At 35.8% G+C, this 12,997-nt stretch carries 11 protein-coding genes and 1 pseudogene; 2 read left to right on the top strand and 10 right to left on the bottom strand.

The features are described from left to right. Nucleotides 1-6 precede the first annotated feature (6 nt). Nucleotides 7-420 carry a 30S ribosomal protein S12 gene (gene rpsL, locus BFM96_RS03690; RefSeq protein ID WP_068990477.1) on the bottom strand — a complete coding sequence of 138 codons (414 nt, stop codon included), beginning with the start codon at nucleotides 418-420 and terminating at the stop codon, nucleotides 7-9. A 200-nt stretch (nucleotides 421-620) separates the two neighbouring features. Then, complete coding sequence (locus tag BFM96_RS03685) at nucleotides 621-1,667, bottom strand: LLM class flavin-dependent oxidoreductase (RefSeq protein WP_068990474.1); 1,047 nt, start codon at nucleotides 1,665-1,667, stop codon at nucleotides 621-623. A gap of 502 nt (nucleotides 1,668-2,169) precedes the next feature. On the opposite strand from BFM96_RS03685, the gene BFM96_RS03680 reads away from it, so the two are divergent. Then, the gene (locus BFM96_RS03680) at nucleotides 2,170-3,399 is read left to right on the top strand and encodes a Fic family protein (protein ID WP_068990471.1); all 1,230 of its coding nucleotides are present in this window, start codon (nucleotides 2,170-2,172) and stop codon (nucleotides 3,397-3,399) included. Nucleotides 3,400-4,233: 834 nt separating this feature from the next. Continuing rightward, nucleotides 4,234-4,644, top strand: a complete 411-nt coding sequence (locus BFM96_RS03670; protein ID WP_068990465.1) for a hypothetical protein — start codon at nucleotides 4,234-4,236, stop codon at nucleotides 4,642-4,644. A gap of 61 nt (nucleotides 4,645-4,705) precedes the next feature. Here BFM96_RS03670 and tnpC read toward each other — a convergent pair. The 8 genes and pseudogenes from tnpC to wecB all read right to left on the bottom strand — a co-directional run bounded on the left by tnpC (nucleotide 4,706) and on the right by wecB (nucleotide 12,941). Beyond that, nucleotides 4,706-6,158 (bottom strand): annotated as a pseudogene (gene tnpC / locus BFM96_RS10800) (IS66 family transposase). Continuing rightward, complete coding sequence (locus BFM96_RS03655; protein WP_068990463.1) at nucleotides 6,061-6,267, bottom strand: IS66 family transposase; 207 nt, start codon at nucleotides 6,265-6,267, stop codon at nucleotides 6,061-6,063. Before BFM96_RS03655 ends, tnpC begins: the two are co-directional and overlap by 98 nt. 49 nt (nucleotides 6,268-6,316) lie before the next feature. Continuing rightward, nucleotides 6,317-6,667 (bottom strand): IS66 family insertion sequence element accessory protein TnpB, encoded by a 351-nt coding sequence (tnpB, locus tag BFM96_RS03650; protein WP_068990460.1) that lies wholly within the window; start codon nucleotides 6,665-6,667, stop codon nucleotides 6,317-6,319. Beyond that, complete coding sequence (locus tag BFM96_RS03645; protein ID WP_068990457.1) at nucleotides 6,648-6,833, bottom strand: hypothetical protein; 186 nt, start codon at nucleotides 6,831-6,833, stop codon at nucleotides 6,648-6,650. The genes tnpB and BFM96_RS03645 overlap by 20 nt, the downstream gene beginning before the upstream one ends. A 229-nt stretch (nucleotides 6,834-7,062) precedes the next feature. Next, the gene (locus BFM96_RS03640; RefSeq protein WP_068990455.1) at nucleotides 7,063-9,642 is read right to left on the bottom strand and encodes an SEC10/PgrA surface exclusion domain-containing protein; all 2,580 of its coding nucleotides are present in this window, start codon (nucleotides 9,640-9,642) and stop codon (nucleotides 7,063-7,065) included. A gap of 95 nt (nucleotides 9,643-9,737) precedes the next feature. Then, a complete protein-coding gene (locus tag BFM96_RS03635; RefSeq protein ID WP_068990452.1) occupies nucleotides 9,738-10,793 on the bottom strand; it encodes a hypothetical protein in 1,056 nt (351 codons plus the stop codon). A gap of 46 nt (nucleotides 10,794-10,839) precedes the next feature. Continuing rightward, the gene (locus BFM96_RS03630; RefSeq protein ID WP_068990449.1) at nucleotides 10,840-11,829 is read right to left on the bottom strand and encodes a stealth family protein; all 990 of its coding nucleotides are present in this window, start codon (nucleotides 11,827-11,829) and stop codon (nucleotides 10,840-10,842) included. A 14-nt stretch (nucleotides 11,830-11,843) separates the two neighbouring features. Further along, nucleotides 11,844-12,941: a non-hydrolyzing UDP-N-acetylglucosamine 2-epimerase gene (gene wecB / locus BFM96_RS03625; RefSeq protein WP_068990446.1), complete on the bottom strand. Its 1,098-nt coding sequence runs from the start codon at nucleotides 12,939-12,941 to the stop codon at nucleotides 11,844-11,846. Nucleotides 12,942-12,997 lie beyond the last annotated feature (56 nt).

The raw sequence follows: 12,997 nt of genomic DNA, 5'->3' as shown, positions 1-12,997 counted from the left end.
CCTTTCTTACCCTTTTGGACGTTTTGTACCGTATTTAGAACGGCCTTGTTTACGATCATTTACACCTGCTGTATCAAGTGCACCACGAACGATATGGTAACGTACCCCTGGAAGGTCTTTTACACGTCCACCACGAAGAAGCACAACACTGTGCTCTTGTAAGTTGTGTCCGATACCTGGGATATAAGCAGTTACTTCGATCAAGTTGCTCAAACGCACACGGGCAAATTTACGAAGGGCTGAGTTTGGTTTTTTAGGTGTCATTGTTCCAACACGAGTTGCAACACCACGTTTTTGTGGTGAGTTTTCACGAGTAGGAACACGTTTAAGACTATTGTAACCAACGTTCAATGCTGGTGATTTAGATTTTTCTACTTTTGATTTACGCGGTTTGCGAACCAATTGGTTAATTGTAGGCATCTACATTCTCCTGTATTTTTTTATTTTTGGATGATAGAGCGCTTGGTGACAGCCCCTATCCGTGTGTACTTTGCAACTATTTGTCAGCACGTCTCTGTACACTTTTGAGAGACCAAAAGTAAAAAGTACCGTCTATCATCATACCATAAACAGCACTCTGTGTCAACTAGCTTTGTTGATTATTTTGTTGAAAATAGCTATTATTTCTGACCTGCAAAATAGGAACGAACCTTCGGTGCGACTTGTTCGCCATACAGTCGAATAGCTTTCAAGGTATCCTCATGCGGCATAGACCCCACTGGAAGATGGAGCATAAAACTATCCAGTCCTAACTCCTCTACCACTCGAATGATTTTATTAGCCACCGTATCAGGATCGCCGACGAACATCGCACCATCCTCACCGACACTCTTCAAGTAAGCATCATAGGTCAATGGTTTCCAAAAAGGCCGATCCTTACTAATCGCATCTACCAACTGCTTGGTAGGGTAAAAATAGTCCCGCTCTGCCTTATCCTTATCTTCTGCAATCCATCCCCATGAATGAGCCTCAACGGTCATTTTGGTCCTATCATGTCCTTTCAGCCGACCGATCTTTCGGTACATCTCAACTAAAGGTTTAAAATAACGAGGATTTCCTCCGATAATTGCGTAAACAATCGGCAAACCCAATTCTGCAATTTTCTGCGTTGATACTGGATTTCCTCCTGTTGCAATTTTAATCGGGAAATCTTTTTGAATAGCCCTTGGATAGACTGGTCGATTCGCCACACTTTGCGTATGCCGCCCCGTCCAATTGAGCAGAGTATCATTTTTAATCGCAAGAAGCATGTCCAACTTTTCATCAAATAGTTCTTCGTAGTCGTTCAAGTCATAACCAAACAAAGGAAAGGATTCAACAAAAGAACCACGTCCTGCCATGATTTCTGCACGACCATTGGACAAGGCATCAATCGTCGCATACTGCTGATAAACTCGAACTGGGTCAATCGATGACAGGACCGTTACAGCACTAGACAAACGAATCTGCTTGGTGTTCACCGCCCCTGCAGCCAATACAATTTCCGGTGCAGAAACTGCAAAATCCTCTCGATGGTGCTCCCCAATCGCATAAACATCCAGTCCAACCTGGTCTGCCAATTCAATCTCCTCTACCAAGTTCCATATCCGTTCTGCATGGCTCACTGCCTGCCCTGTCTTTTCAAGCGGAGTTGTCTCTCCAAACGTAGAAATACCTAATTTAACCATATTATCACTCCTTTTCTTTTGTTAAAATTATTTTATCACTAATTAGTAATTCTTGAAACTATTTTGTTTTTCTTTATTTCTCGAGTAAAAAAGCACTTAGTCGAACTAAGTACTCTTTCTGTATTTATCATAGTTTAACAATTTTCAGGCCCTACATCCATTATCAAATAGCTTTTTAATCCTCCATCGATCCAACATTCCTAGTATCAGTGGAGTTCTGTACAAGCCATCCTGCTAACCTTCCTTATTCTGTCGTTTCTGAAGAAACAAAACCTCCACTTTCTGGAGCTGGCTCGGTGACGATGGTTTCAGTCGCAGGCTCTTCAGCAGAGAATATCCTATCCCAGACGCTTCTTGCTCTCTTTTGACCTCTCATTATTGACAAATGGAGAATTTTGTTCATAATAGAGATAGAAGACATTTTCATTATTGACAAAACTCAGTTTTTGTCAATAATGAAACAAAAAAGTCTTTTAATTATTACCAAAAAGGATATTTTGCAATGAATTATAAAAACTTAAAAAGTATTTATTATCAAGATTATTCCAGCTATGAGGAAGAATATTTTAAACGGTTAAACAGTATCGGAACAATAAAAACAAGTATGTTTCCTTATTTGATGAAGAAAGAGAGTTTTGCGTCAAATCAATATCCATTGTTTGTCATGCCTCTTCTAGACATTCTTATGATGATGCAAAATATTATCTTAAATTCCACAAAAATCTCAGATTTAGCAACAAAATTACCAGAAGTAGCCCATAAACAATTTTATCAAGAGCACCTATACACTGCTATTATCTCTACCAACCAAATAGAGGGAATTCATACAACCAGGAAAGATATAGCGTTAGCAATAGAAGCACTACATAAAAAGAAAAACGCTAAGTATGTCTCCACTGTCAGAATGTATTTAGATATTCTAAATGGTGATTTCTTACATATTGCTTCTATCGAAGAAATTCGTGAAATCTATGACAAACTAACTCACGGTGAAATTGATAGAGAGGACGAAATAGATGGAAAATTGTTCCGAAAAGACACCGTATCTATTGTCAATAATCAAAGTGGGAAAATTGAACATATCCCTCCTGGCAAAGAAGATAAAATAATAGAAATGTTGCAAAGCTGGATTGATTTTATCAATGACGAAAACGTACCTTTTCTTATTAAGGCGACACTTGGACATTATTTTTTTGAAAATATTCATCCCTTCTATGATGGAAATGGACGAATTGGACGCTATATCCTGGCAAACTACCTTTCTAGAAAATTAGACCCATTTTCAGGACTTATTATTTCTAAAAAAATAAACGAAGCAAAATCAAGCTATTACAAAGCTTTTTCAGATACCGGAAATATACTAAATAGAGCTGATGGTACTTCCTTTGTCTATACACTCTTAAAATATATTACCAAAGGACAGCATGAAATTATTGCTACATTAGCTCAAAAGATAGAACTATTAGAGTATTATCATGATAAATTGTCGAATCTATCACTCACAGAAGTGCAAAAACATATCATATATCTCCTCCTCCAATCCCAGCTATTTATGCCAGATACAGAAAATAATCTAACCGATAATGATATTTTAGACCTCCTAAAGCATTCCGAATTTTCACAACGAAGTATAAAAAGAAGCATCGAAGAATTAGAACATGTTGGATATCTATCAAAAATTGTTAAACGTCCTTCCAAACACATTATTGTTGATGAGTTTTTTGATTTTTAAATGTCATGCGACAACAAACATTCAACGAAATAAATACAGGATTAGAATTTTCCTATCTTGGATATGAAATATTATTAATAAATTGGGAATTTTGTTCATAATAAAGACAGGAGACATTCTCATTATTGACAAAAATTAGTTTTTGTCAATAATGAAATAAGCAATCTTTTAATAACAATCAAAGTCGATATTTGATAATTAAAACTTCACATAAAAAGATAAGTAGGACTGAAAGTGAAAAATAATATAAAATTATATCCGTTCCATCAAAAACAATGTATTTTAGTATTGTATTTTTAAAATATTTTAACTAAATCATCAATAACTATCCCACAATAGGAGGAACTACCGTAATTCACAATCTTCCAGTATATTGCTAATGAAAAATAAATACGGAGATATGAAATGCTCTCAAAAATTGAGAAAGAAATATTTATCGAAAGAATTAAACAGTTTTGACAGTTGTCCGTCTGTATGCTATAACTTGCAGATTAGTCCAAAAGCACCTATATAATTTTTATCTATATAACTATGCAAACATAGTTAAAAATGATATAATAGCTTTAAGGAGGAGTCTACTATGCATATCACATATTAATTTAAAACCAGCAGATGTTTACTAAAAAAGCTAAAAAGATTATCACAGTTCAAAAGCTAGATATGACGGAAGAAAAAATATTCTATAAAACGAACCTTTTGAACTTAAAAAATTGCTTCATAAAGATTGCTGATATATCTATAGAGAAGACTGTTTTGCTTTTGGAGAATGGTGTCAAATTACCGGATATTATGATGGGATTAAATAAATTTATAGAATGACTACAAGGAGGGAAAATGATCCAAGTAATTTCAACAATATTGGCTTTTTGTATAGTATTAAGATATTTCAAATTAAAACAGAATGCTACTAAAAAATATGGTGATTCTGTTACTTTTCAAATTATTGATAGAGAATACAATAAATGGTATAAAAAAAGGGGAAATGGGGTTGTAATCAATAAAAATACTGCATCTATGTTCGAAGTTGACAAGGTCATTTGGATTTTAAAGAAAAATTTAGAAGGTCAAGGCATCAATAAAGAGCAACTCATTAATTATTTAGAATTTCTAGAAAACTATTCGTCGAAAAAATATGGTTTAAAGGAGATGGCTCTGCCAGTTCTTAGCTATTTGGGAATAGAAAATTTACTTAAAAATATATCCAGTAATTTCTTTATCAAGAATAGTTTTCTTGATTCTAAGTAACCGCTCCATAACGAGGTATATTGAAAAAGTTCCAAAGTCTTGCTTGACTCTGGAACTTCTTCTATTTGCAGTTGTTCTGAATTCGTTCAGTCCACGGTAAATAAGCCTCTAGAACCTCCTTTTTTTCGAGTGAATCCTCGTTTGGAAGATGTTCCAGAAGATAAGTGATGTATTTCTCTGAATCAAGACCATGCCTCTTAGCTGTCTCCAGTAAACTCAGGATAATGGCAGTTGCTTTAGCTCCCTCAAAACTTTGGGAAAACAACCACCTTCACTTTTGTATTTTTAAGCTCAGGCTGAAAGAGTCCACTGGACTCTTTCACTCCTACCCATGACCAAGGACTTAATAGCGCGTTCTGCTACATTATTGGATAGAACCAAGCGGCTATCTTGAAGAACTGCCTTGAATAGTTCTTCATATTTAAGGCTATATTCTATCGCACGACCAAGTTTTGATCCAGGTAAAATAGATTGATTGCGGCACCAGTTGAAGAACTCGTCCATCAAAGGGGCTAACTCTGCCTGGCGTTTATGTAGTCGCTCTTCAGTAGAGAGGTCAACCCAGTCATTCTCCAAAGCAAATAAGCGGTCGCAATAGGCTAATCCCTTAGCACCCAAGGAAGTCCTGTCTGCCTTTTTAGGCGTCGCCTCGAAGAAGATCTTCTGACATGAGCCCAACAACCAACTAGCTGAGCTCGTTCTAACTGCCTATAGGCAGACCACATGTCACAATGGACATAGCCATTATAGTCTCTAAGAAACTCCTTCACAACCAAGCCACTCCGCCCTTTATCGTGATGATAAAGAGTGATGCCCTGTTCTTCATGCTTGCCAGATAAGAAGGTCCAGTAGAAGGTCAACTGGCTATCACTTTCTAAGACCCTGTAAGAAGTCTCATCCGCATGGAGAACAGGTTGTTCTAGTAATTTCTCGTGCAGAAGGTCATAAATCGGCTCGAAATAATACTGACTAGACTTGATGTGCCAGTTGGCGATTTCCTTCCGTGTGATTGGCAAGCCAAGCTTGTTCCAATCCTCTTCTTGGCGGTAGTTGGGGACCTTGAGATTGAATTTCTGGTGAATGGTGTGGGCAATAATGGAGGCTGACCCTAGGCTATGTGCCAAAGGAGCCTTAGGAACAGGAGCTTTGATAATCTTATCGTTAAGATTCTTCTGGCTACATGCTTGACATTTATAGGCATGTTGGACATGGTCAATCCGCTTCAATTGTGCAGGGATGAAGACCAATTCTTGCCGTTGGACGGTTGAGCCAATCTCTGTCAACTGACCGTGACAGTCTGGACAAGTGCAGTCTTCGCCTTTTAGTTCATGATGAACCATCTCTGGAGTAAACTGACTGAAAACAGCCTGACGAACGCCTTTAGCCTTCTTGTGTCTATAGGTAATAGTCTCAGTTTCAACTGGGCAAGTCAGATTCTTCTTCAGGTAGGCTTTCCTCACCGAATAAGCTGAGCTGACCAGGTTGATACACAACCTTCTCTGATGACTTGCCATAAAGCTTTTGTGTCAGATAAGCTACTTGTTCACGAAGGAGAGCAAGTTCATTTGTGAGTTGTTGGTTAACAGCTGCTTGTTGTTTAATAATGGCTAATAGCTCTTTCATAGTCTCACCCTCCATTTTTCTTTATTATACCGAAAGAAAAGCCATGATTTCAATAGAAATCACGACTTTTTGTAGATTTTATTTTAGGACTTATCGAAAATCCCTTCATCAGCCAGTCTACTTGCTCGGAAGTTAGGGCTTTTACCTCATGTTCATCATTAGGCCAAGTGAGTTTGCCATTTTCAAATCGCTTGTAAAGCAACCAGAAACCTTGTCCATCCCAGTAAAGAGCTTTGAACCGGTCTTTGCGGCCGCCACAGAAGAGAAAAACTTGACCAGAAAAGGGATCAAGGTTGAACTGACTTTTTACCAGATAAGCCAGCGAATCAATCCCCTGTCTCATATCGGTTTTGCCACAAACCAGATAGACCTGCCCTAAATCACTGAGTTGGATGCTCATAAGTAAGTACCTTATCTAAAATAGTTTCAAGTGTTTCTTGATGAAGAGATTGGAACAAGCTTAGTTCAACTTTTCCAATACGCATTTTCATTACCAGATCATTTCTGGATTTATGAGGAAATCGACGAGATTGTGGTGTTTTCAAGGGAACAATAGGTTGTGACATCAAAATAGCCTCCAGTTCTGTTTTCTGATAACAGTATACTAGAGGCGTGGAAAATATCATAGACACCTCGTTATGGGGCGGTTACGGAACTTTGAAAACTTCAAAAAGCGGATTTTGATTGCCTTAAACATCAAAAAAGAGAAGACCAAGCTGGTCCTCTCTAGATGTTAGCTTCCCTTCAATCCACCAGAATTGAGGCTACTTTTTCATTATTCAGAAACTAGAAAAATTATTTCTCATCTTTTTTTCTATTTACAAAACCTACCATACTCAACATCGCTAGACCTAGCGTAGCTAAATTCAACTCTTTTGAACCCGTAGTTGGTAACGTTTTATTACTATGATTTTTTGATGTTGATTCCGTTGATACCGCTACTGAATGACGAATATGAGTTGGTTTCAAACCTACGTAGCTAGAAATCGAACCATAAGTAGGACGTACTGAGCCACCTATAGGTTTTTGAGGTTTTAATAAAACTCCATTTGGTTGATTACCACCTGGGATTTTTTGATCACATTCTGCCTTAGAAGCTTGATAAGCTCCCAAAGCTTGTTTATAAATTTCACTCAAGCGATCATGTTTAGCTGTAACTTCATCAAGATAAGCCTTAGCCTTATTCACTTTAGTCACCAATTCCTGTACTTGGAGACTAATCTTATTCAAATCAGCCTTTTTATTTCTTAAATTATCTTGAATATCTTGCAAATTATCTTTAGCTTCTTTAAGTTTCTGAATAGAATTCAAAATTCGTCCATATTTCTTCTCGATTTTATCCAAATCAGCCTTTGCAGTAGCTAAATCTCCTTCTGCATCTGATTTAGCTTTTTTAGCCTTTTGTAAATCTGTAGTAGCTAATGTTAAATCTTGCATTTTTCTTACTAAATCTTGACTAGTAGCTGATAATTGAGTTTGATATGTTGCTACGTTTTTATCTGCTTCCATAACAGCTTTTTGCAAACTAGGAATATCGACTGTTGTCACGTTCGCCAAAGCTGTCCGAGCTGTATTTAAATCCGCCATTGCTTGGTTACGCTTTTTCTCTAATCCATTTAAGTCATTAGCAAGCTTAGTCCTTTGAGATGGATCATTTATCAAAGCAGTCGTATCAAACTTTTGCTGGCTCTTATCTTTTTCAAAAAATTCCGAATTTCTTTGCTTAAGACCGTCGCCGTTAACATCTTTCCATATGTAATTATCTGGGGTATCAATATAATCATCTCCAGCCAAGAGGGTGTGAACCACAACTGTATAGACCTCCTTATCCACAGGATTAGGATTAACCATAATATGTACAGCCGTTGCAGCCATATCTGTAGTTTGTTTATGCGATATTAATCCAGCGATATCCATAGCGCGTTCAAACGCCCGATACGCATCTCTGTCAAGCTCGTCCCATACCCTATTGAATAGCATAAACTTAATCCCTTTATAAACTAAGCCTTTCAAATCTCCCATCGTGTATGGAGCAGTTGTGGGGAGGATATCTTTATTATATAAAGCACCTACTCCTACAGTATCATGATACGCTTGTTTTTCAGGATTTGGATGTACCCTTAAACCAACCTTTCCTGCTTCTTCATTAAGCTCTTTATAAACACCTCCTAAGTATCTTCCATGCTCATCTCTAGAAGGCCTATATTTCAATTTCCCGACAACTCCCTGAGCAAAGTCAAACATTCCCTTGGTAGCTTTCAACTCCCTCGTACCAAACTGTGCTCTAATCTGATTCAAAAGCTCTAAGGCAAAAAAGTTAATCTCTTCTTTTTGTTCCTTAGTCAAAGAGCTAAAGTCCACTGGTCTAGTATCTTTACTTGTATCATAAATATTATTAGCTTCATCAATCTTAGCTTGCTTAACTAAATCATTAATAACTTTTACATACTCACTTGAGGTGGAATCTTTGGTTATACCTGAAATAACGGTAGCTTTTTTATCTGCATCCCATTGATCAAACTTGATAGATAATCCTGCTTGAGTCTTCTTTGAACGATCCGTTAAATGCAAATCCTCCGTACGTTTCTTCAGTAAATCCATATATGCTTTCGATAATCGAATATTCGCATCTGACACATCATAAGATGGAGCAAGTTTAGCAATCTCCTCTTTTTTCGCTTGAACCGCTTTGTCTGCTTGTTTTAACGCTTCATTCGCATTAGTTACATCTTGTTTTAATTTATCTAGCGTCGCTCCACTTGCATTACTTAATAACGCTGCGTTCAAAGCATTATCTGCCTTATTCTTTTCCTCCTGAGCCTTTTTCAACAAATTTTGAATTTCAGATTCCTTAGTTGTAGCCTCTTGTTTAGCTGTGTCGGCTTTTTCATATACTTTTTGTTTGTTAGCCAAATCAGATACTCTCGTATCTAGATTAGCTTGAGCATCTGAAACTCCCTGCTTAGCTTTTTCTTGTTCAGCCGTTGCTTTTTCTAGGTCTTCATCAGAATGGATATTTGCATCATAGTCTTTCTGAGCCTTTTCTACAGTACCTATGGAAGTTCTCTCTTGTTCAGATAACTTCTCAACTTCTTCTTTTAAATTTTTTTCTTCGGCCAACTCTTTCGCATGAGAATCTACAACTTGATTATACTGTGACTGAGCGGTTGCAACATCAGAGCTTGCAATTTGCAAATCTTTCTGTGCCATATCTAATTTATCTTTTAATGATGAAACTTTATCTTGACACGTCTCATTTGAAACTTGTCCTTCCATGTCAGATTTCAGTTCATCCGCCTGAACATCGAGATGTGATACACCAGCAATAGAAGCTACTGCGGCAGTTGCAGCAAGCAAACCTTTAATTTTTTTCATTTGTATCTCCTTAAAAAGTTATATATATATACCATGAATTTATCATTTTTGCAAGTAAATAGATAAAAAATTTTTTGATTAAACTAATAACAACACTATTTATCCAGAGATTTAGTCAAAAAATAACCTTTTTTCACTAAATCTCCCAGATGAGATGTATTTTGAAGTAAAATCTCGAATCTTTCATCTGTCAACGAAGCTAGCTCATCAGCGATATCTGTTAAAGAATTCACACAGATACCACAATGATATCGTTTCACAAACGCTGCTAACGCCGATGCTTCCCAAACAATTAATGGAAGACCTGAAGCCAGATAGAGCGAAGCTTTATGAGAATTGTTATATCGTAGATAGTTCCCAAAAGGACCTGAACATGTTGTTGCACTATCACCATCCCAAACCAGACCAAAGCTTCCTTCAAGGTGACTGGGTAACTCGTTTGGTAAATAAGAACCAAAATAATTTATTCTAGGATTCTTCACGTCACTTGTAAATCCCACACCATAAAGATTATAATCAATATTCTGAGGTAAAGAGGCAATATAGCCTACTTTTTCAGGATCTAGATTTCCTGCTATTACAATCGGATTGTTTTTTTGGGCTTTCTTTAATTTTGTAATCTCAGGCAATAGGTAATCAAATATTTCCAGTTCTACAATCTTATCTTCAGAAATTCCCAACTCTACCAATTTTTCTTTCATGCGGTAATTGTGTGCAATCACCTTATCAGCAATTTTAAGAATCTTCAATTCAGAAAGACTAATTTGAATTTTAGTTGTAAAAGAAATACTATCCATAGTCATTTTTCGAATAGCCTCTAAATCATGAATAAGAATTGTTATCTTTATATTTCTTTTCTTTAAATGTCTAATACAATTAGCCAATAGTAAAGTTTGCTTTTGAATCGGCATTTGTAAAACTACCTCATCACCAACCTGTATCTCTGAAAAAACTGTTTGTAACTCTTGATACTTATAAAATTGACTCGTAAGTTTCAATAACTTAGAATTTGATGTAGCAATTTCTAAGAAAGATTCTAACGGTTGATAACCTAATGCCTCAAGAATATGGTCCGTATCTATGCGAGCCTTACTTCCAGCATTTCTCTCATTGAAATTATTTTGAATAATCTCTTTTAAATAATATTTCATCTTCTCAACATACCACTTCAATAAAACATATCACGCATAATAATTACTAAATTTCAAACAAAGATTTATCGGGATATCTAGACTCAAATATCGATGTTAACTTCTCTCGTTTTTCTTCAAAATCAACCACCTTATCTCCATCATTCAAGCATACTAATTTATGTTTCTGAAACTGTATATCTAAACAAATTTTAGACATATCAGAATCAATGTTATAAGATCGACCAAATTTTACAGTACGTGGCATAAAGTCACCACTGCAAAGTTGCCAATACCTCATTAACCAATGATTAACATCTTCACGTGTTCTAAAACGATTAGCACTTGTACTTTTTAGTATAGTAGTCTCTAATTCCCACAACATTTCAAATGTAGATTTTTTATAGGATACAGGAAGGTGATGATCATAAAATCCCAATATTGGTTTCCAAGGTAAAACCACTATATTTTTTAACAGATGTTTAGAATAGTCTATTCTAAAATACTTGAAAAAATTCTGCCGTAATACCGCTCTTGAGGTATAATAATCATTTATAATTCCAACATTATTCAATGAAATAAAACCAATTCCCTCTCTACTCGGTACTTGTGGGCTAAAAATACCAATATCTCTAGGAATTCCATCAATGAAAAAATCTTCTTCTTTTATCGCTCCATTAACAAACGTATCATCATTAAATAAAACAAAATTTTCTGACAAATCTTTTATTTTGTGAATATTTAACTCAATCACATTTGAATTAAATGTTGGTAAATAATCTCCATCAATATAGTCACTATGCTTTACAACAACCAATTTAGGATGTTCAGTATTTAACCAATCTGGTAAATGACCTTCCGTGATAAAAAATATCTTATTCACCCACGGTGCATAGCGTTCAACACTTCTAAACCAATATTTCATAAGTTGCCAATCTCGATAGCGGGAATCCGTATTTAATTCCTTACTAACGACATCTTTGTAACTATCTCTGTTTTTTTGCCAAATTGGGTCGTTCCCATCTACCCATGTTACTACAAAATCAATTCTAGTCATTCTCTCTCACTAACTTATAATTTTTCTTGAAGAATTTTTACAATTTGCTGGCTTGCAGTTCCATCTCCATACGGATTACTTGCTTGACTCATTTTTTCATACTCTTCAGATACTGTGAGTAGTTGCGTAAACTCATTATAAATATTTTCTTCATCTGTACCTACCAGTTTTAAAGTCCCTGCCTCTACTCCCTCCGGACGTTCTGTTGTATCTCTCATTACTAAGACGGGCTTACCTAAAGATGGAGCTTCTTCTTGAATACCTCCAGAATCTGTCAAAATCAAATAACTTCTATTTAAGAAATTATGGAAATCTAGGACTTCCAAGGGCTCAATTAATAATAAACGATCTGTTTTTCCTAAAATTTTATTAGCTGTTCCTCTGACTAATGGATTTTTATGAATCGGATAGATAACATAGATATCATCGTGTTCATCCAAAACACGTTTAATTGCTTTAAACATATTCTCCATTGGAATTCCTAGATTTTCTCGTCTATGTGCTGTTAATAAAATAATTCTAGAGTTCCCTAACTTATCTAAAATTTCATGCCGATATCCTTCTTTAACAGTCGTCTTCAATGCATCAATAGCAGTATTGCCTGTAACATAAATTGACGATTCTTTTTTCCCTTCTCGAAGCAAATTTTTCTTAGCTTGAATTGTAGGAGCAAAATTAAATTCAGAGACAATAGATACTGCTTGACGATTGAATTCCTCAGGAAATGGACTTTGTAAATTATAGGTTCTTAAACCTGCCTCTACGTGTCCCACCTTGATACCTAAATAAAAAGCGGCTAATGATGTAGCGAATGTCGTGGATGTATCTCCATGAACAAGAACAATATCTGGTCTTTCAAGTTCTAGTATTGGTTTTAACTTTTCTAAAATACTAGTTGTAATACTAAATAAAGTCTGTTCTTCTTTCATGATTTCTAAATCATAGTCAGGCTTTACATCAAAAACATCCAATACTTGTTGTAGCATTTCACGATGTTGTCCAGTTACACAGACAATTGTTTGAAAATATTCATTCTTTTCTAACTCTTTAACTAACGGACACATCTTAATTGCTTCAGGACGTGTACCAAATACTAACATGATTTTTTTCATTAGAATTTTTCTCCTCCGATGACAAACACGAACATATTATTTTTGGATGATAAATT

Source organism: Streptococcus himalayensis (genome assembly GCF_001708305.1).
GTDB classification, from domain to species: Bacteria; Bacillota; Bacilli; order Lactobacillales; family Streptococcaceae; genus Streptococcus; species Streptococcus himalayensis.
The sequence above is the reverse complement of the archived record's forward strand: the minus strand, read 5'-3'. Positions and strand labels throughout refer to the sequence as shown.

Bases quoted from the DNA above. Each gene is read 5' to 3' on its own strand.
- rpsL (WP_068990477.1), bottom strand. From the start codon at position 420: ATGCCTACAATTAACCAATTGGTTCGCAAACCGCGTAAATCAAAAGTA.
- BFM96_RS03685 (WP_068990474.1), bottom strand. From the start codon at position 1,667: ATGGTTAAATTAGGTATTTCTACGTTTGGAGAGACAACTCCGCTTGAA.
- BFM96_RS03680 (WP_068990471.1), top strand. From the start codon at position 2,170: ATGAATTATAAAAACTTAAAAAGTATTTATTATCAAGATTATTCCAGC.
- BFM96_RS03670 (WP_068990465.1), top strand. From the start codon at position 4,234: ATGATCCAAGTAATTTCAACAATATTGGCTTTTTGTATAGTATTAAGA.
- BFM96_RS03655 (WP_068990463.1), bottom strand. From the start codon at position 6,267: ATGAAAGAGCTATTAGCCATTATTAAACAACAAGCAGCTGTTAACCAA.
- tnpB (WP_068990460.1), bottom strand. From the start codon at position 6,667: ATGAGCATCCAACTCAGTGATTTAGGGCAGGTCTATCTGGTTTGTGGC.
- BFM96_RS03645 (WP_068990457.1), bottom strand. From the start codon at position 6,833: ATGTCACAACCTATTGTTCCCTTGAAAACACCACAATCTCGTCGATTT.
- BFM96_RS03640 (WP_068990455.1), bottom strand. From the start codon at position 9,642: ATGAAAAAAATTAAAGGTTTGCTTGCTGCAACTGCCGCAGTAGCTTCT.
- BFM96_RS03635 (WP_068990452.1), bottom strand. From the start codon at position 10,793: ATGAAATATTATTTAAAAGAGATTATTCAAAATAATTTCAATGAGAGA.
- BFM96_RS03630 (WP_068990449.1), bottom strand. From the start codon at position 11,829: ATGACTAGAATTGATTTTGTAGTAACATGGGTAGATGGGAACGACCCA.
- wecB (WP_068990446.1), bottom strand. From the start codon at position 12,941: ATGAAAAAAATCATGTTAGTATTTGGTACACGTCCTGAAGCAATTAAG.